This window comes from Hydrogenoanaerobacterium saccharovorans, assembly GCF_003814745.1.
Taxonomy (GTDB): Bacteria; Bacillota; Clostridia; order Oscillospirales; family Ruminococcaceae; genus Hydrogenoanaerobacterium; species Hydrogenoanaerobacterium saccharovorans.
The window spans coordinates 209,815-229,400 of sequence record NZ_RKRD01000002.1; the positions used below are offsets into that span (position 1 = coordinate 209,815).

20 protein-coding genes are annotated in these 19,586 nt (G+C 43.8%); 12 read left to right on the plus strand and 8 right to left on the minus strand.

Annotated elements, in window-relative coordinates:
- Positions 1 to 26: 26 nt before the first annotated feature.
- From EDD70_RS11185 to nadE, 7 genes are all read right to left on the minus strand, one after another.
- A complete protein-coding gene (locus EDD70_RS11185; protein ID WP_092755329.1) occupies positions 27 to 380 on the minus strand; it encodes a hypothetical protein in 354 nt (117 codons plus the stop codon).
- A gap of 31 nt (positions 381 to 411) precedes the next feature.
- Entirely contained in the window at positions 412 to 1,080 is a 669-nt protein-coding gene (locus tag EDD70_RS11190; RefSeq protein ID WP_123811041.1) for a hypothetical protein, read from the minus strand.
- Positions 1,081 to 1,473: 393 nt separating this feature from the next.
- On the minus strand, positions 1,474 to 2,166 hold the full coding sequence (locus EDD70_RS11195; RefSeq protein WP_092755335.1) for a hypothetical protein: 693 nt from the start codon (positions 2,164 to 2,166) through the stop codon (positions 1,474 to 1,476).
- Between the two features lie 83 nt (positions 2,167 to 2,249).
- Positions 2,250 to 2,516, minus strand: a complete 267-nt coding sequence (locus tag EDD70_RS11200) for a papain-like cysteine protease family protein (RefSeq protein ID WP_092755338.1) — start codon at positions 2,514 to 2,516, stop codon at positions 2,250 to 2,252.
- Positions 2,517 to 3,196: 680 nt separating this feature from the next.
- The gene (locus EDD70_RS11205) at positions 3,197 to 4,552 is read right to left on the minus strand and encodes a PFL family protein (RefSeq protein ID WP_092755341.1); all 1,356 of its coding nucleotides are present in this window, start codon (positions 4,550 to 4,552) and stop codon (positions 3,197 to 3,199) included.
- An 18-nt stretch (positions 4,553 to 4,570) separates the two neighbouring features.
- Complete coding sequence (locus EDD70_RS11210; RefSeq protein WP_092755344.1) at positions 4,571 to 4,840, minus strand: ACT domain-containing protein; 270 nt, start codon at positions 4,838 to 4,840, stop codon at positions 4,571 to 4,573.
- Positions 4,841 to 4,873: 33 nt separating this feature from the next.
- On the minus strand, positions 4,874 to 6,721 hold the full coding sequence (gene nadE / locus EDD70_RS11215; RefSeq protein ID WP_092755347.1) for an NAD(+) synthase: 1,848 nt from the start codon (positions 6,719 to 6,721) through the stop codon (positions 4,874 to 4,876).
- A gap of 200 nt (positions 6,722 to 6,921) precedes the next feature.
- Between nadE and EDD70_RS11220 the strand changes: the two genes are divergently transcribed.
- The 9 genes from EDD70_RS11220 (at position 6,922) to EDD70_RS11260 (ending at position 14,753) form a co-directional block, all read left to right on the plus strand.
- Complete coding sequence (locus EDD70_RS11220; RefSeq protein ID WP_092755350.1) at positions 6,922 to 7,731, plus strand: histidinol-phosphatase HisJ family protein; 810 nt, start codon at positions 6,922 to 6,924, stop codon at positions 7,729 to 7,731.
- Between the two features lie 118 nt (positions 7,732 to 7,849).
- On the plus strand, positions 7,850 to 8,329 hold the full coding sequence (locus EDD70_RS11225; protein ID WP_092755353.1) for an Lrp/AsnC family transcriptional regulator: 480 nt from the start codon (positions 7,850 to 7,852) through the stop codon (positions 8,327 to 8,329).
- Entirely contained in the window at positions 8,329 to 9,498 is a 1,170-nt protein-coding gene (locus tag EDD70_RS11230) for an aminotransferase class I/II-fold pyridoxal phosphate-dependent enzyme (protein WP_205408618.1), read from the plus strand. The genes EDD70_RS11225 and EDD70_RS11230 overlap by 1 nt, the downstream gene beginning before the upstream one ends.
- A gap of 66 nt (positions 9,499 to 9,564) precedes the next feature.
- Positions 9,565 to 10,704 carry a DUF362 domain-containing protein gene (locus EDD70_RS11235; protein ID WP_092755356.1) on the plus strand — a complete coding sequence of 380 codons (1,140 nt, stop codon included), beginning with the start codon at positions 9,565 to 9,567 and terminating at the stop codon, positions 10,702 to 10,704.
- A gap of 13 nt (positions 10,705 to 10,717) precedes the next feature.
- Complete coding sequence (ispE, locus tag EDD70_RS11240; protein WP_092755359.1) at positions 10,718 to 11,605, plus strand: 4-(cytidine 5'-diphospho)-2-C-methyl-D-erythritol kinase; 888 nt, start codon at positions 10,718 to 10,720, stop codon at positions 11,603 to 11,605.
- Between the two features lie 59 nt (positions 11,606 to 11,664).
- Positions 11,665 to 12,333 carry a stage II sporulation protein R gene (gene spoIIR / locus EDD70_RS11245; RefSeq protein WP_092755362.1) on the plus strand — a complete coding sequence of 223 codons (669 nt, stop codon included), beginning with the start codon at positions 11,665 to 11,667 and terminating at the stop codon, positions 12,331 to 12,333.
- Between the two features lie 333 nt (positions 12,334 to 12,666).
- Positions 12,667 to 13,590, plus strand: a complete 924-nt coding sequence (locus EDD70_RS11250) for a hypothetical protein (RefSeq protein ID WP_242943155.1) — start codon at positions 12,667 to 12,669, stop codon at positions 13,588 to 13,590.
- Between the two features lie 15 nt (positions 13,591 to 13,605).
- Complete coding sequence (locus EDD70_RS11255; RefSeq protein ID WP_092755368.1) at positions 13,606 to 13,866, plus strand: helix-turn-helix domain-containing protein; 261 nt, start codon at positions 13,606 to 13,608, stop codon at positions 13,864 to 13,866.
- Positions 13,867 to 13,904: 38 nt separating this feature from the next.
- Complete coding sequence (locus EDD70_RS11260; protein ID WP_092755371.1) at positions 13,905 to 14,753, plus strand: hypothetical protein; 849 nt, start codon at positions 13,905 to 13,907, stop codon at positions 14,751 to 14,753.
- 323 nt (positions 14,754 to 15,076) lie between these two features.
- Here the strand turns inward: EDD70_RS11260 and EDD70_RS11265 are convergent, their stop codons facing one another.
- Positions 15,077 to 15,340 carry a helix-turn-helix domain-containing protein gene (locus EDD70_RS11265; protein ID WP_092755374.1) on the minus strand — a complete coding sequence of 88 codons (264 nt, stop codon included), beginning with the start codon at positions 15,338 to 15,340 and terminating at the stop codon, positions 15,077 to 15,079.
- A 532-nt stretch (positions 15,341 to 15,872) separates the two neighbouring features.
- Between EDD70_RS11265 and alaS the strand changes: the two genes are divergently transcribed.
- From alaS to EDD70_RS11280, 3 genes are read left to right on the plus strand one after another with little or no spacing between them, the layout of a single operon-like run.
- Positions 15,873 to 18,524 (plus strand): alanine--tRNA ligase, encoded by a 2,652-nt coding sequence (gene alaS / locus EDD70_RS11270; protein WP_092755376.1) that lies wholly within the window; start codon positions 15,873 to 15,875, stop codon positions 18,522 to 18,524.
- Positions 18,525 to 18,558: 34 nt separating this feature from the next.
- On the plus strand, positions 18,559 to 18,900 hold the full coding sequence (locus tag EDD70_RS11275; protein WP_092755378.1) for a histidine triad nucleotide-binding protein: 342 nt from the start codon (positions 18,559 to 18,561) through the stop codon (positions 18,898 to 18,900).
- Between the two features lie 50 nt (positions 18,901 to 18,950).
- Positions 18,951 to 19,490: a phosphoribosyltransferase family protein gene (locus tag EDD70_RS11280; protein ID WP_092755380.1), complete on the plus strand. Its 540-nt coding sequence runs from the start codon at positions 18,951 to 18,953 to the stop codon at positions 19,488 to 19,490.
- The last annotated feature ends 96 nt before the right edge of the window (positions 19,491 to 19,586 follow it).

Here is a 19,586-nt window from a genome sequence, read left to right on the forward strand (position 1 = left end):
TCTTTTTGCATGCTGTTTTAACTATTTTAATTACCATTATTTACAATTATATATGCTTTTCTGTAACCGTCTTCTCTTAGGGCGGCAATTTCTTTACAATTAGGCGAAGAGTTTATGGAATATATCTTTGCACCTACCCGCAGACTATTTGAATCGCCATTCTGATTATTTTTATAGTTTGAAACACCCTGATACCTCTTCACTTCACCAATCTGTTCTAATAATTCATCTTGCTCTACTGGTGTATTGCTTACAAAGTAATATTGATTGTTGATATACAAATAATTGTAGTTGTACTCTTTTAGCTTTTGGCTAAGCAAGAACATACCTGATATAAAAACAATAACCAGAATAGCGGGAACATATCTTTTTGTTTTCATATGTTAGAACCTCGCAATAAGTTGAATTCTATTAAGTTTTCACAATCAACTTTTTCAGGTTGTTGGTATAGTAATCCGCAATATCAACCAAATAAAGGTAATCTTGTAATTTAACAAAATTCATTTCAAATCTGATACATCCTATTTCATCAGAACAACTAGTATCTGTTAAAGAATCACCATTTGAGTTCATTATTTCTTTCACATCGTTGTTCCAGTTGTTTACTTCTTTTTGTAATCTGTCTTTAAAACTACCTTCAACAATGAATGGGGCAAAATTATAGATGTTGTATTCTTTGTCGCTGTATACAATGTAATCTTTTAAATCTGCCATATTATAATGGTCAAGCTCAATCATTGTTTTGTACTTTGCACTACAATTTTCTTTTTTAAAAGCTTGTAAGCACATTAAGGGTAATGGAAGGATATCCCGATCAAGAGAAAAATAATTATAAATTGAAACGGTTGTATAACTGCCTAAAACAGGTCTGCTTAAATTATCGCTGTAAGATTTGATTCTGCTGTAATCTTCGATTTTGTTACCGTCAAAGATGAGATTCGGCGGTAAATTTATATGATAGCCTGCATCCTCTAAAGACATCCCATTTACGGCTTGCAATCCATCTACTCTGTATTCTTTGGGCGGCAAACTGCTTGCCGCCGCAGGTGCAGAGGCAGATTTAGCAAGAGGTTCCCACATAAAAAAGGCAGCTGCGCCCAAAAGCAATAAAGTATAGCGGCAGAAATATTCTTTTACTCATAAAAAACCTCATTTTAAAAGTAGACAGCAAATTATTAAAATAACTTGCTGTCTTCAAATAATTAATAATTTTCAAATATAACGTATCTATCAATTGACCATTTAGGGTAATAGTGACTTATTAGTGTACCCCCGATATCACTTTCTGGATCTCTAATGTATATTGATACTGATTCTTCAGATATCATATAATATCCATAAGCAACAACGTAATGTAAATTACTACTTTTTTTAAGCTTAAAACTACGGCTTTGTTTTTATTAATAGCACCTATCATTTGATCCTCAAAATCTATTTTGTTATTGAATCTTCCTGTTTTTGCATGCTGTAAACTCAGACTTTCGCAATCAGATTTTTTAGGTTGTTGGTGTAGTAATCCGCAATATCTACTAAATAACTGTAGTCTTCATATTTGGTAAGGTCTTTTTCAGTTGGCCTTATTCTATCCTCAGGCCAATCTTCTTCTGTAAAGGTTTTCTTTATCCGCTCATTATAATCAATCACCTTTTCGTTAAGTGCTTCTTTAAACGTTTTGCTATCTACAAAGCTAGCAAAATTATAAATTATTATATCATCATCAACGTATACAATATATTTTTTCAATTCGTCAACTGAGTAATAAACTTGATTAATATTTATTCTGGTATTTGTATTATAATTATCTTTTTCAAAAGCTTGCAAATACATATAAATAATTTCATCTGCACCGCTCATGTCAGGGAAAAGAACATTAACAATTGTGTATGTTCCAGGCAAAAACTTTGCCACATAGTTCTTATCAGTTGAAATGTAACTATATCCATACAGTGACTTATTATCACCAAAAGTTATATCCTCTGGTATTTTAATTTGATAATTTAGTTTTTCTAAAGACTTTCCTTCTAATATATCAAGCTCGGAAGATGCAATTTTTTGTTGCGTTGTGGTACTCATGTCAACAGATGTTTTGTTACGCAACAAATATAAAAATATAAAACCAAGTAGAGTTAACCCTATAAAAATCCATAGAAACAATTTTCTATTCATACAATAAATTCCTTTAGAAAAATTTGTAAGGTGCCGACTTATGAAAAGATAATTAAAGTCGTCCGCACCTTATTTACAGTATTTTATCCTATTATTACAAAACTTAAAATGCTTGAATCACGATAATAATCACTAAGGGTAGTTCGACCATAATCACCTTCTGGGTCACGAATGTAAATTGTTACGCTGCCTTCTGTAGTAATATAATAACCACATACTACAAAATAGTGGCTACCCCCTTTATCTACTCTAACAATCACAGGTTTATTTTGATTAATTGCTCCCATCATTGCGTTTTCAGTTTGAGTTCTATTTCCTGATTTTCCAGCAGTTGCAGTTTTCCCAATCAACGACGCTGCTCTTTTCGAGGTTTGATTACAGGATCATTTTTTTCTGTTCCATAATACTTTTTAGCAAAAGTGACAGGTGTTTCACTCGAGTTTCCAAAATGTCTTGAAATCATTGCATAGCTCATCATCGCACAGCCATGTGGACAAAAGGTAGTATGTCTACATGGATACTTTGTGCTTGCCCATCTAGAATCATCTTGCAATAGTAATGGAACGTTCAATTTTTTATAGTGGGGGCAGTTCTCAAAATGAATTTAGATTTACCAACAGATTTACGTACTAATGCGCCTTGCCGAGCATCGTCAATTTTCTGTCTATCACGTTATGCCAAAATTATAGATAATACTTTTTCCATAATGCGTCCTTCCTTTTAATGCTAAAGTAAATAACTAATGCGCACAGTTCTCTTAAGCATATGGTAACATATACACATTAGGCAGTCAAATAAAAAAAGTAAAAAAAAGTAAATTTATACAGAATAAAGTTAATTGATATTATAAAAAGCTATCTGCCGTGGGCAGATAGCTTTCGATTTATTTGTTGCCGTTAGCTACGAGGGAAAAAGCCTTGTGCTTTGACCAGACCCAGATTGGGTACCGCCTACAGGCTACGAGGTTTACAACTTTGTGAATTATACGCACCTTTCCCGCGGCTTACCTACAGGCGCTGCCCGACCCCACTTAGTTTTTAAGCGATTGCAGCGGTGCGGGAATACGTCCGCCGCGGTTGATAAACTGTGCAGGGCTGTACGTATTCAGCTCCATAACGGGGCCGAAACCGAGCAAACCGCCAAAGTCGAGCTCTTCGCCTTTCTTTTTGCCGATGGCGGGGATAAGCCGAACCGCTGTTGTTTTGGAGTTAACCATGCCGATTGCCGCTTCGTCTGCGATAATTGCCGAAATCACCTCAGGGGTGGTGTCGCCCGGAACTACAATCATATCCAAGCCAACCGAGCACACAGCGGTCATCGCCTCGAGTTTTTCAATGCGCAATGCACCGCAGCGAGAAGCGGCAATCATACCTGCATCTTCAGTAACGGGGATAAATGCACCCGATAACCCGCCGACATGCGAAGATGCCATTACGCCGCCTTTTTTCACTGCATCGTTAAGCAGGGCAAGCGCGGCAGTTGTGCCGTGGGCGCCGCACTTTTCAAGTCCCATTGCCTCAAGAATATAGGCAACCGAATCGCCTACCTCAGGTGTGGGAGCAAGCGAAAGGTCAACAATACCGAACGGCACGCCAAGGCGTCTGGATGCCTCGGTACCAACCAGCTGCCCCATACGGGTGATTTTAAACGCGGTTTTTTTAATCGTATCGGCAACGCCGGTGAGGTCGCAGTTCCCTGCCTTTTTCAGTGCGGCACGCACTACACCAGGCCCCGATACACCCACATTGATGACGCAATCTGGCTCACCCGGCCCGTGAAACGCACCTGCCATAAACGGGTTATCTTCGGGTGCGTTGCAGAACACCACCAGTTTTGCCGCACCAATGCAGTCGCGGTCGGCGGTGAGCTGTGCGGCTTTGAGCACCTGCTGCCCCATCAGCTTTACCGCATCCATATTGATGCCTGATTTTGTCGAACCAATGTTGACAGAGGAGCACACATGGTCAGTCACTGCCAAAGCTTCGGGTATCGACTCGATGAGAGCACGGTCGCCCGCTGCAAAGCCTTTATGTACCAGTGCTGAGTAACCGCCGATGAAGTTTACCCCTACCGCTTGGGCTGCACGCTCTAAGGTTTTGGCGTACTCCACAGGGTTGCCGCCGCTCGCAGCCGCAATCATGGCAATGGGAGTAACCGAAATGCGTTTGTTGATGATAGGGATACCGTATTCTGCCGAGATATCTTCACCTGTTTTAACCAAATCTTTTGCAAGACGGGTGATTTTGGCATAAATCTTTTCGCAGCTGCGGTGAATATCACTGTCACAGCAATCCAACAGAGAAATGCCCATGGTAATGGTGCGGATATCAAGATTTTCATCTTGTATCATTCGTATTGTTTCCAAAATATCATTGGTGTTTAACATGTTTTCGCTCCTTTACCGCTATATACGATGCATAGAATTAAAGATATCTTCGTGCATAACATGGATTTTTAAGCTCATATCGTTTCCAAGCTGATCCATTTTTGCCCCAAGTTCTTTAAAATCGCAATTAAGATTGGAGATGTCCACCATCATAATCATTGCAAACATATCCTGCATAACCGACTGGGTTACGTCATTTACATTTGCATTGCACGCCGCACAAATTGCAGAGACTTTCGCCAAAATGCCTACCATATCTTTTCCTACAACAGTAATAACTGCACGCATAATGAGTACCTCCGAATATATAAATTTTGTTACTTACACAATAAAGTCTTCCAACTCTTCAAGCAGCGCTTTGCAGCTTGCGTCGGAGGGCATATAAAAGTTTACACCCAGCAGATTGGTTTCGGTAATCGACGCGGCATCCGGCGCACAGCTGCGTTTGAACTGTCCGCCGAAAAACCGTTTGATGAACAAAACCAGTTTGTCTTTGATATCTTCAGCGTCAAGCTGTGTACCAAACGCCACGCAGGCATAGCGGTACAGCTTAACCGGGCGAAAACCGTATTTTATAAAATAATAAGTGAAAAAGTCGTGCAAATCGTATTTTCCAAGAATATCCTCGGTTTTTTGCACTATTTCACCGTTATTGTCGGCAGGTAAAAGTTCGGGGCTTACAGGGGTATTTAAAATATCCTTTAAGACACTGCGAATCTCTTTGCCTTCGAACAAATCGCTATCGGCTGCGTATTTTACGGCAGCACGAACCATATTCTTAGTAAGGCAAATATTTACGTTAAAATTGGCGAGGTGGTCGCCGCCGAAAGTGCACCATCCCAAAGCTTCTTCCGAGAGGTCGCCGGTACCCACTACAAGCCCGCCGTTTTGGTTGGCGAGGTCAAGCAGAATCTGCGTGCGCTCGCGTGCCTGTGCGTTTTCGTAGGTGACATCGTGTATATCCGGGTTGTGCCCGATGTCTTTAAAATGCTGTAAGCAGGCTTCTTTAATCGGTATTTCACGGCATTCGCAGCCAAGCAGTTCAATGAGGCTGAGTGCGTTTTGGTAAGTGCGATCGGTGGTGCCGAAACCGGGCATTGTAACAGCAAGGATGTTGCTCGCAGGCAGGCCCATACAAGCGATTGCACGTGCCGAAACCAACAGAGCCAGCGTACTGTCCAGCCCGCCCGAGATGCCCAGAACCACGCGCTGGATGCCGCTGTTTTGCAGGCGATTCATCAAAGAGGATACTTGCAGTGCAAACAACTCACTGATATAGGCGTCGCGGTTAGAATAGTTGAGAAACGGGTTTTGAGGAATGCGGCGTAAAATACCCTTTTTAGTTTCTTCAACGTCGATGGTATAATAGGGTTTTACATAAACCCCGCCGAGCTTTTGAGAGCCGATGATATCCAAATCGATATCTGCGTTTACAATATCCGCATAGGTTTCGGGGTCGGCATTTTTGTGAGCAATAAAGCGCATTTCATCGCCGCATTCGTAAATACCGGCAAACCCGCCAAACAGGTGCGGTGAAGAAGTATCGCCCGTACCGCCGTTGCAAAGCGCGATGGCACAGCCTAACGACTTTGATATCAAACGCACTGCGCGGCGTACATCGCTGATATAGCCTGCATAAATAGGTGCACAAGAGGGGCACAAAACCAAGTCGCATCCGCTTGCAAGAATATCGGCTGTTTTTAGTGTGAGTTTGTCTGGTGTGCACGAAAGCACGGTAAAACGGCAGCCACCCACACTAAACACGGTATTGGCGGGCAGCACTTTATCCGAGTATTCGCCGTCAAACTGCATGGTAACGCTTTTTTCGGCAGGCACAAAGCCAATCAATTCTCCTTTGTGCAGTACCGCGCAAACCGGTGCGGGTTTATTCCAGTCGTCAATCACAAGCCCCGCTATCACAAAGCAAGGCATATCCGCAGTAATCAGGCGCAGCTCGTCCAACGCATTTTTGGCGCTGTCGAGCAAAGCAATATTATGAAACAAACTGCCACAGCCTGCAGATGTTAATGCAAAGCTGGGCAGAACAATAATGTCGGGGGAGCTTTCGCGTACCTCGTCGATGGCGTTACAAATAGAGTCCAGGCATTCATCGGGACGCATAGAACGCACTCGATTGGAGATGCAGCAAACACGGATGAGAGAATTCATTAGCCACACCCTTTCTAATCAATAATAGATAAAATAATTCTATCACATTTGCACAATTAGTCAAATAAAAAGTTGTGTGTACATCTATAAAAAATAAAGTAAATGTGATACAATAAACTCATTGTAGATTTACCAAAATTTTTATATTGGCAAGAGCCAATTTCCATACAATATGCCTAACAACAAAAGGAGTTGTTTTTATGCTTTACAACCTATTTGACAGCCATACGCACAGCGATAATTCTTTTGATGGAATTCACTCTATTATGTTTATGTGCGAAGCAGCCATCCAAAAGGGGCTTTTGGGTATTGCTGTAACCGACCATGCCGACATGGATTATTTAGAAGAACAACAGTTTTTACAGCGCCTCAAACAGTCTTACTTTGATGTGCGCAAGGCGCGAATGGCGTTTGGCAACAGCTTTATTTTATCGTCGGGGATAGAGCTTGGCGAACCGGACGTAGATTATGAACTTGCCGAGCGTACCCTCCATCTTGAAAATTTTGATTTTGTAATTGGCTCAATACATACAATCGACGATAAAAATGACTTTTATTACAGCGATTTTCGGCAAACAGACCCGTATTATGTGCTCGACCGCTATTTTGAGCGTTTGCTGCTGCTCGCACAGTGGAACAAATTCGATGTGCTGGGGCATATCACTTACCCGATGCGTTACATCGCTCGTGATGGCAGAACAGACGTTACCCTCGAACGTTACGACGAGATTGTAGATGAAATTCTCAGGCTGATTGTGCAGGGCGGCAAAGGCATTGAAATAAACACCTCTGGCTTAAGGCAGGATTTGGGCGAGACCATGCCTGCCATCAAGTACCTGAAACGATATAAAGAGCTTGGCGGAGAAATTATCACCATTGGTTCGGACGCACACCGAGCCGAGCATTTAGGCAGCGGAATTGCCGACGGAATGGAACTGGCAAAAGAGGCCGGCTTTGCCTATTTTAGTTTTTACAAGCACCGCGAGCCGCGCATGTTGACAATTTACTAGCAGGGCTTTGCAATTTGGCAGGATGTAACTTGCAAAAGCAGGTAAACTGTGATAAAATTTGCCTTAATCACCACGGTCAGACGTGGTAATAATTTGAAAAAGATGGAGTGAAAGTGTCATGGATAAACTGTTAAAATTACTCGAAGATAACGCCAGAATGTCAAACGCGCAGCTGGCCGTCATGCTTGATACAAGCGAGGAGAAAGTGACCGCCGCCATTGCGCAGTACGAAAAAGATGGCGTCATCCATGGCTACACTACCTTGATAGACTGGGAGAAAACAGGCAGAGACCTTGTGATGGCACGTATCGAAATTAAAGTTTCACCAAAAAAGGACAGAGGCTTTGAAGAAATTGCCGAAACCATTATGGAGTTTGATGAAGTAGAAACGGTATATTTGATGAGCGGAGGTTACGACCTTGCGCTTACCGTAAAAGGCAAAACCTTTAAAGATGTTGCCATGTTTGTGGCACACAAGCTGTCTCCGTTGGATTCTGTGCTTTCTACAGCAACGCATTTTGTGCTGCGCAAATACAAAGAGCGCGGCTTTAAAGTTGTCGGCGAGGAACACGACGAGAGGAGTGTCACTCTGCTGTGATAAATTACGAAAACATACTTTCGGGTAAGGTGAAAACCATCAAACCCTCCGGTATCAGAAAATTTTTTGATATCGCTGCGGAAATGGATGATGTCATCTCGCTCAGCGTTGGTGAGCCCGATTTTAAAACCCCGTGGGAGATCCGCGAGGCGGGGATTCGTTCGCTTGAAAAAGGTAAGACTTGGTACACTGCAAATGCAGGCTTAACTGAACTGAAAGAGGAGATTTGCAGTTACCTAAAACGCCATTTCAACTTAACCTATCAGCCCAAAGGCGAAACACTGGTAACGGTAGGCGGTTCCGAGGGGATTGACATCTGCATCCGTGCACTGGTGAACCCCGGCGAAGAGGTAATTGTGCCCGAGCCATGCTATGTTTCGTATGCGCCCATTGCAGAACTTACCGGTGCTGTGGTGGTGCCCATTGCAACCAAAGCAGAAAATGGCTTTCGCCTTACGGCAGAAGAACTCAAAGCGGCAATCACACCCAAAACCAAGCTGCTGATACTGCCATTCCCCAACAACCCAACCGGTGCGGTTATGCGCCGCGAGCACCTGGAGGCGATAGCCGATGTGCTGCGCAGTACCGATATCATGGTGCTTTCGGATGAAATTTATGCAGAGCTTACTTATGGCGATAACCGCCATGTTTCTTTTGCTGAAATAGATGGAATGTGGGAACGCACCATTCTCATCAACGGCTTTTCCAAAGCATATGCCATGACAGGCTGGCGTTTAGGCTATGCCTGCGGGCCGGAACCCATCATTAAGCAGATGACCAAAATTCATCAGTTTGCCATTATGTGTGCACCTACCACCAGCCAGTATGCGGCAATTGTGGCGCTGAAAAACTGTGATGAGCAGATTGCAAATATGCAAAACCAATATGATATGCGCCGCCGCCTGCTGGTGAGTGAGATGAACAAGCTGGGGCTTACCTGTTTTGAGCCGGAGGGTGCGTTTTACGTGTTCCCCTGTATCAAGTCTACAGGCATGACCTCGGATGAATTCTGCGAAAAGCTTTTGCGTACCAAAAAGGTTGCGGTTATCCCCGGTACCGCGTTTGGAGACAGCGGCGAGGGCTTTGTACGAATTTCTTACTCCTATTCCATCAACCATTTGATGGAAGCGGTGAAACGAATCGAAGCATTTATCGGCGAATTGAAGTGAATCGACCGTTACGGCACCGAAAACAGCAATAGCGGCATGGTAGCCGTATAGCAACAGGAGGTTCTCTTGGACAAAGTATCGATTATAACCACAGAAGATTACAGCCCGTATTTACTGGACTCAGCGGTTGAAAGTCATTTTCAACTGCTGGGTCTTGACTCTTTTTTGCACCCAGGTTTGCGTGTAACACTCAAACCCAACCTGCTGATGAAGCGCACCCCCGCAGAGGCAACCACCACACACCCCGAGGTGGTGGCGGCGGTGGGACGCGCGCTGAAAAAACGCGGCATCACCGACATTACTTTGGCGGACAGCCCCGGAGGATTGTACACGGTGGGGGCGCTTACCGGCATTTATAAAACCTGCGGTATGGCAGATATGGCACAGCGCGAAGGGGTACAGCTCAATTACGATACAGGCTGGCAAGAGATTACCACCCAAACACAGCGTGTTACAAAGTTCAATATCATCAACCCTGTTGCACAGGCAGATTTGGTAATCAACATCTGCAAACTGAAAACCCACTGTATGACGGGGCTTTCGGGTGGGGTGAAAAACCTCTTTGGCTGTGTGCCGGGGCTGCAAAAACCCGAATTTCACTATCGTTTTAAAAATGCGGATGAGTTTAGCGATATGCTGATTGATTTGTGCGAAACGGTAAAACCTGCTATCACCTTTGTAGATGCTGTGGTATCGATGGAAGGGGACGGGCCGTCAAGCGGCAACCCAATTCATACAGGGCTGACGCTGTGTGCGGCAAACCCTTATGCACTCGATGTGGTGCTGTGCAGGCTCATCCGTATGGAAGAAAAACAAGCACTTACGGTAAAAGCCTCATTTGAACGCAAGCTTGCACTGTACTATGATGATATAGAACTGGTGGGGGATTCGCAAAAGATAAATTCGGTTGCAAACTTTCGTATGCCTGCAACCAAATCGGTGGACTTCAATACACGTCTGCCAAACTGGATGCAAAGCGCGGCGAATTTTATTACTGACCGTTGGTTGGTGCCAAAACCTGTAATCCACCGCAACCAATGCATAGGCTGTGGCAAGTGCGCCGAAAGCTGCCCTGCCAAAACCATTGCGTTGCACAAACGCAAAGCGTACATCAATTATCAAAATTGCATCAAGTGCTACTGCTGCCACGAAATGTGCCCTGTCAAGGCAATTCATGTAAAGCGCAGCAAACTGTTAAGTTCTTGAGGGAGGCTGCCATATGCCAAGCGTAAAATTGAAAGCACCCGCAAAAATCAACCTCACACTGGATGTGGTGGGCAAACGGGAAGACGGTTACCACTATATGGAAATGGTAATGCAGGCGGTAGACCTGTACAATCTTGTAACAGTGGAGCTGACCGATACACAAGGCATTGCCATTACCTGCTCGAACCCCGAAGTGCCGTGCGATGAACGCAACGTGTGCCATAAGGCGGCGCGCCATTTTTTTGCTGCAACGGGTATTCAGCCGCAAGAGGGTTTGGCAATTGATATTCGTAAAACCATACCAATGGAGGCAGGGCTTGCAGGCGGCAGTACGGACGCGGCAGCCACGCTTGTTGCACTCAACGAACTGTACCGCACCAACCTTACCCGCGAGCAGTTGTGCGAAATTGGGGTAAAAGCGGGCGCCGACGTACCATTCTGCATTGTAGGCGGTACTGCGGTAAGCGAGGGAATTGGAGATTTGCTCACCAATTTGCCGCCCATGCCCCCCTGCTGGATTGTAATTGCAAAGCCGTACGAGAGCATGAAAACACCCGAGTGCTTTGCCCGCTACGACAACACCGTGATTGAAAATCGCCCCGACATCGACAGTATGGCGGTGGCAATCATCGCTCAAGATTTGCACGGCATTGCTCAACATCTGTGTAATGTGTTTGAGCAAGTAACCGCCTTTGAAAGCGTAAGTGAAATGAAACGTGTTATGCAAGAATACGGCTGTTTGGGCGCTGCCATGACAGGCAGCGGAACCGCAGTGTTTGGCTTGTTTGCAAACAAGCGGCTTGCACGACGCTGTATGAACAAACTGATGGGCAGTTGTAAATCGGTATTCATCGCACGCCCCATCAACCATGGCGTAAAAATTACAGAGATTACTGAATAATACCATATTTTCCCGTCCACACTAGAGATAACATCTTAGTAAGGGCGGGATTTTTACATATGAAACGCTGGGAGCTTTCTATACTGATTGGACTAATTTTATCAATTATAACTAGTAGCATTACAGGGTTTGCCGCGCAGTGCGACGTAGTGCGAGACAGCACCATTCGCCTGCACATTTTGGCAAACTCCGACAGCAAAAGTGACCAAGCACTCAAACTGATGGTACGTGACGCCGTACTGACCGAAGCAGCCGATGTATTCGGCGGTGCACCCACCAAACAACGTGCTGTAGAACTTGCACAGCAAAACATAAACAAGATTACTGCGGTGGCAGAAAAAACTTTGCGCGCAAACGGATGCAACGATAAAGTAACCGCGCAGGTGGTAAACATGTTTTTTGCAACGCGCCAGTACGGCAATGTGGTGATGCCTGCGGGGCACTATGATGCGGTGCGTATTCTGATTGGTGAGGCAGCGGGTAAAAATTGGTGGTGTGTGATGTTCCCGCCCATGTGCCTGCCTGCTGCCGAAAAAAAGCAGAGCAACGAAATTACCAAAGCAGAGCAGGTGCTTATTACTGCACAGCCCGAATATGAGCTGAAATTTGCAGTGGTAGAAGCGTACGAAAAGCTCAAAGAAGAGTGGCAAGAAAGGTTCGGCACGCATAAAAGTAATGAGAAAAGCAAGAATATGTCTACCGCCGCACCACCAAAGCAAAGTAAATAGATGCATATTGTGTTACGATTCAAACAATGCCCGACCGCACTTTTGTGCGGTTGGGCATTCTTTATCTGCTAACAAAAGGATGGCAGACAGCTTTTAACTACTTGACAAAGTAAGCCCTGCATGATAAATTAAGTAGTATGTAGTAAGTAGACAGCATATAATAAAAGGGATACATCAAAATAATATGTTTTCGCAAATTCAACCGCCACAAGTCTTTCAGTAAAAAATGCTTGGAATAAGCGAATATTATTGTAAGGAGAGATTGTTACGAGAGACCTAAAATTAACAGAAAGTTTTTCGATGATTGCATTAAATGCGCAGGATAGCCTGCATATGACAACCGTAAAAAAAGTTGCACTGCGTTGCATAGCGGCTGCGGTAATTTTAGAAACCTACCTAAACAACAGTTTTATACAAACTGAAGGTAAATTGAGTTTAAAACATGATGATTACAGCCAACTTGAATTGATGTTCTATCAAGAAGCGGTGTTAAAACCTTTATTACACAAAAAAGATGCCCAAATGCGCGATTTAAATTGGTGGTTAAAAAGGGCTTCTATGCTGCCCAACAGACAATTGAAGCTGGTAGAACGTACAATAGCAGATTCTCTGAAGGGTATGCATTTGCTTGAAGAAATCCCCAACCTTCTGGGGTGCGACCTGTACTATACATCCGCAGATGTGACAATCAAAGAATATCGCAGCAATGTGGAAGAATACACAGGAATTACCGAGAGTCTGCGGGCAGAAATTCTCGAAGATGGTGTTATAGCAGATGAGACAATTTGTATGCTTTGGCTTTTACGTGAAAGCGGCGGATTGCATGATATCTTTTCAAATAATGAGTTGGAAATAGTAACAAACAGAATGAATGAGCTCTATCAGAGCTCTTCGCTAGCAAAAGCAGTCTTCCCAATCAATATACATCAAGATATTGAGATAATAATAAAGGGGATCCTCAATTCAAAAAAGCTGGCAATCAAAAATTCTGTGGGGACAGGTGTAAACTTTGCTTTTCCTGTATTTGAGCGCTCGCAATCTGTTTTTATTGAAACAGAGGCTTGGTTTTCCAACTCCGAGCAAAGGCTAAAAGATGTAAAAGCGCGGTTAGAGTCCAAAGGTCATATCTATAAAGTGATGCACGAAGGTGAAGTTCCGCTAATTAAAGTAGATAATATTGTGTATGAAGCAATCCCCGCAGCGATTGGGGGCAGAGTACCCATTCATGGTGTTCGTCTGCGCAAATACTCAATTTAAAGGAGTTGAGTAAAATTGTCGAGACAACGATCTATGGATTCCATCTTAGCATCTGATTTTGTAACGATTGGCGAACTGGTAAGGCTTACGAATTGCCGGTATAGTACCCTGAAATTTTATACAGAGGAAGGGATGCTGCCATTTGAACAGGCGGAAGAAAACTTGACAAGAAGGTTTCCCCGTGAAAAAGCAATTGCGCGAATTGAAAAAATTCAGATGTTAAAAAAGCAGGGGCTAAGTATCCCTGAAGTAAAAAAACTACTGGATAAACATTGATAGAAAAAGTCGGTGGTAATAGAAAAAGGGGTGCATTCATGAAACGTCTTACTGGAATTATTTTTTTAATTGTTACGATGCTTGTTTGCACTAGCTGTACTGCTATGCCGAGCAATACCCAACAAGAGGATAGCAGCAGCTTTACATCATTCAGTACAGCAGATTTATCGAATGAGAAAATTCCTTCGCAAAACGAAAACTACTATTTCTCATTTGAGGATGATTTACCGCAAGACTTGCCACCGCAGTTGATTGAAGACAATGAAACGGCTTATCGGTTATCACTCACAGTGAGTAATTTTTTGTTCTATGGCGGAAACCGCTTGGATGATTTTGATGAAAAAACAAAAGAAAATGCCGTAGGAGTTTTGGAAACGGCTATCTTCCATACAACCCCTTTGAATTTAAACTATTCTTATGGGGTGGGTGAAGGTTTTGTGTGCGAAGATTATCCCAATCACGCTATCACAAAACTTGTGGAAACACTGGTGCGGGATGGGAGAGAGCCAACGGCAATTTTTTATGCAGATGATGTAAAAGATACAGCGAAAAAATTGTTTGGGCAGGCGGTAAAGTATAAAGACGCCGATGTAGCATTCTATGGGTATTTTCCTGAGGAAAAGGTATATGTTCAGTTTGGAGAGCTATCAGGTCCCAGATTGCCTTATCCGCAGATAACTTCTTATAGCAAAACAGAACAGGGTTACACCTGCGATGCGGTTTTGGTTGCAGCTCTGGACAAGGACACACCCATAACCATTGACGATATAACGCTGACCAAAGAAAATTTTGAGGAGCTAACCGCAAAAACTGCAAAATATAGATATACGTTTACAAATCAAACAGATGGAATATTTATTTTAACAGGACTTAAAATTTTAAAATAAGCAGATGAAATCGCGGTAATTTTGTTTTTAACAATCTGTTACATTACGAAGTATATTTCAATCTGCTTTTGCAGCAACAAATTGTAAAAGAGCGTTTCGCCACACCGGCGGCGAGTACTACTTCTTTTGTAAAACGACAAAAGAAGTGTACCAAGAAAAGCGTTTTAGGCTACGAAAGCAGTCTCGCGCCCTGCGCGACGTTCTTAATGAAACCCCTTTTGAGGATAGGGGTTTCAAACTTCCCCAAACCTTTTTATGATAATCTGTAATTTAAACGGAACTTTCTATTCTATATTGGTGCACCAATTATGCGAAGCGCAGCTTTATTTTGCGCCCCTGTTTTCGTCTTCTCGCCCGAATAAATATTCTAACGAAACGTTTAAAATTTTTGATATTGCATCAATTTCTATATCCGTAACAGTGCGTTCGTTGTTTTCTAAACGTGAAAATGACCATGGGCACACATAAATACCCATCAACTCTAATTTCACGGACAGTCCTTTTTGGCTTATTTTTTGCTTTTTCCTTTCTTCACGAATGTATTTACCTACAATATTATTTTTAGCTCCATCAATAATCCTTGCCACAAATTTCACCTCACATCTTTTAATAAAACATAACCAGTATAAACTAAAAAAGAATAAATCCTGTCCTATAACAAGACAAACAAAAAATAAAAACAATGCATTGTGAAGCACAAAATATAAAAATATATGTGGCAACGAAATTTGCCATCTGTGTATTGATAAATATCATCTGCAAGATTGTAAAAGATGTGTTTTTCTTGACAAGTAAGCCTTAATATCCTATAATACAGAAGATAATGTAAACATGCGTTGAAAAGACCAATCAAGCCTGCTTGGCACCCACAGAGAGAGGATTGCTTTGCTGAAAAATCCTTGTTGCCGCTGTTTGATAGCCATCTTGGAGCACCGCAAGAAATTGCGGCGTTTGCCCTTGCGTTAAAGGGGTGCAAAGTGGCACAGAAATGTGCAATTTGGGTGGTACCACGGAGTATTGTTTAGACCTTCGTCCCTATCGGGATGGAGGTCTTTCTGTATTTTTTACAACTAATTGGCATATTTTAATGATTTAATACAAAGAGGAGAGTACACGCAAATGAAGTGGATGGGACTGAATGAAATTCGAGAGAAATATCTCTCTTTTTTCGAAAGCAAAGGACATACAAGACTTCCCAGTTTTCCGTTGATTCCGATTGATGACAACAGCCTGCTGCTGATTAACTCCGGCATGGCACCGATGAAAAAATTCTTTTTAGGGCAGGCGGTTCCTCCGAATAAACGCGTTACCACTTGCCAAAAGTGCATCCGCACACCCGATATTGAAAACGTGGGCAAAACGGCTCGCCACGGCACCTTTTTTGAGATGCTGGGCAACTTTTCGTTCGGCGATTACTTTAAAGTAGAGGCTACCGCTTGGGCGTGGGAATTCCTCACCAAGGTGATGGAGATGCCGGAAGACCGCCTCTGGGTTACCATCTACGAAGACGATGATGAGGCATTTGAGATTTGGACAAAAAAAGTGGGTATCTCCGCCGAAAAAATTGTGCGCATGGGCAAAGAGGATAACTTCTGGGAGATTGGCTCCGGCCCCTGCGGCCCTTGCTCCGAAATCCATTGGGACAGAGGCCCAGAATTTGGTTGCGGTAAACCCGGCTGTGCGCTTGGCTGCGATTGCGACCGCTACATGGAGGTTTGGAACCTTGTATTCTCGCAGTTTGACGGCGATGGCAAAGGCAACTACGAGCGCCTTGAACATCCGAACATCGACACCGGTATGGGGCTTGAGCGCCTTGCGTGTGTTATGCAGGGTGTCAACAACCTGTTTGAAGTAGATACCGTACAGAATATTATGCAGCATATCCGCAAAATTGCGGGTGTTGAATACGGCAAAGAATACAAAACCGACGTATCTCTGCGCGTTATTACCGACCATATCCGTAGCACCGTGTTTATGATTGGCGACGGCGTTATCCCCTCCAACGAGGGCAGAGGCTACGTGTTAAGAAGATTACTCCGCCGTGCTGCACGCCATGGCAGACTGCTGAATATCAACGAACCGTTTTTGTATAAAGTTTGCGAAACAGTGATTAAAGAAAACGAAACCGCTTATCCTGAACTGATTGAGAAAAAAGATTACATCCAAAAGGTAATCAAAGTGGAAGAAGATCGTTTTGCCAAGACCATTGATATGGGTATGGAAATGCTCAACAACCTGATGGACAAACTTTCGGCAGATAGCATCAACGGCAAGCTGCTTTCGGGCGAAGAAGCATTTAAACTGTACGATACGTTCGGTTTCCCCATCGACCTCACCAAAGAGATTATTGCAGAACGTGGCATTGAGGTGGACGAGGACGAATTTAAGCGCCTGATGAACGACCAACGTGACCGTGCCAGAACCGCACGCCTTTCGGGCAATGTCATCAGCTGGGCAGATGATATTTTTGCCGATTTAAAAGAAGAACATGTCAACTTTACCGGCTACGCTAAATTGGCAGACGAGGGCAGCATCATAGCAATGGTAAAAGACGGCGAAATGGCCGACAGCATGCATGCAGGCGACAAGGGTACAATTATCCTCGACCAAACCCCGTTTTATGCAGAAAGTGGCGGACAAATCGGCGACACCGGAGTGCTGAAATTGGGCGATAATCTGTTCCATGTTTACGAAACCAAAAAGACCGCCACAGGCTTATTTTTGCACAACGGTGAGATGGCAAGCGGAATGCTGACTATGGGCAATAAAGTTACCGCAATCATTGATGACGAGCGCCGCCGCGCGATTATGCGCAACCATACTGCTGCTCATCTGCTGCAAAAAGCACTGATTGATGTACTGGGCAACCATGTGCAGCAGGCAGGCCAGTTGGTGGACGAAGGCCGTGTGCGTTTTGACTTTACCCACTTCAGCGCCATGACACCCGATGAAATAAAACGAGTTGAAGATATTGTAAACGGGCTGATTATGCATGCGTACGATGTATGTATTAAAGAGATGCCCATTAAAGAGGCAAAAGAAATGGGCGCAACTGCCTTGTTTGGCGAAAAATACGGTGATGTGGTGCGCGTGGTAAACGTATCGAACGAGAGCATTGAGCTGTGCGGCGGTACGCATGTTTCCAACACCTCCAAAATTGGTTTGTTCAAAATCATTTCCGAAAGCTCGGTTGCGGCGGGTGTACGCCGAATTGAGGCTGCTACCGGTTTAAATGTACTGGAGCTTTTCAATGAAAACCAAGATATGATGCTCAAAACTGCTGAAAACCTCAAGGCAAGTAACCCGCACGAGCTGGTGGCAAAATCCGCTCAGGTTATGGCAGAGCTGAAAGATAAAATCAGAGAGATTGAAGAAATCAATGTGAAAATTGCCGAGGCAAAATCGAATGAGCTGTTTGCCCAAGCAAAAGAAGTATGCGGAGTAAAATACATTTGCGCTTCGTTTACCGGTACCAAACCGGAGGCAATTCGCGCAATGTGCGATAAAATCAAAGCAGAGGCACCCAACATGGTTGGTGTTATCTCCACCGTTACCGATGGCAAAGCATCTATTTTTGCATCTTGCGGTAAAAATACCATTGAAAAAGGGATGCATGCAGGTAAACTGATAAAAGCAATTTGTGAGTTTGTGGGCGGTAAAGGCGGTGGACGCCCAGACAGCGCGCAGGGTGGTGCAACCGAATTGTTTAAAATTGACGAAGCATTTGCACAGGTGCCGTCGCTCATTGAAGAAATGGTAGGCAAAAAATAAAAAATGGCGGGGGCATCCCCGCAGGAGGCGAAAAATGATGGATTGTTTATTTTGTAAAATTGCAGCCGGTGAAATCCCCTCCAAAAAAATTTATGAGGACGATAAGGTATTGGCGTTTTATGATATTGACCCCAAAGCGCCAGTGCATTTTTTAGTCATCCCCAAGCAGCACATCCCCAGTGCGGATTACATTACAGCTGAAAACAGCGCCATTGTAGGCCATGTGTTTGAAGTAATAGCCAAAATTGCTGCCGAATTAAAGCTCGAAAAAGGCTATCGCGTTGTAAATAACTGCGGTGAGCACGGCGGACAAACCGTTGAGCACCTGCATTTTCATATTTTGGCAGGCAGAAGTTTGGCGTGGCCTCCGGGCTGAGGTGCTTTGCGCAAATCCTTTAAGGTTAAATCTTTGAAAGAGGTGTCATGATGGACAAATACTATAAACTCACAGTTGCGGGTTTGGAGCGCGACCTAAAAATCTGCCCTGTTAACGAACATCTGGATATTGCATCCTTTATTATGTTTAGTGATGTGGAGCTGACGGTGCGCTGTGCGGAAGAACTGCTCAAGCTTGCACCTGAGTTCGATGTACTGCTTACCGCAGAGGCAAAGAGCATCCCGCTTGCATACGAAATGGCGCGCCAGTCGGGCAAGCCGTATATTCCCGTACGCAAAGGCAAAAAAGCTTATATGACAGACCCTGTGTGTGTAAATGTAAAATCAATCACAACGGCAAATGTGCAGACGTTGTACCTCGACAAAAAAGATTTGGATTCGCTTAAAGGCAAACGTGTGCTGATTGTGGATGATGTCATCAGTACAGGTATGTCGCTAAAAGCGCTGGAGGAATTTGTTGAAAGGGCACACGGTACCATTGCCGCAAAAGCTGCCGTACTTGCCGAAGGCGATGCAGCCGACAGAACCGATATTATCTTTTTGGAAAAACTGCCGTTGTTTTTTAAATAGCTTTTTAATCCCAGAAAGTACACTTTAAGATGGACCGCATAGTTTTTTGCGGGATGTACGGGCGTTTTCCGATCGTATCCCAGTAAAGAATAAGTG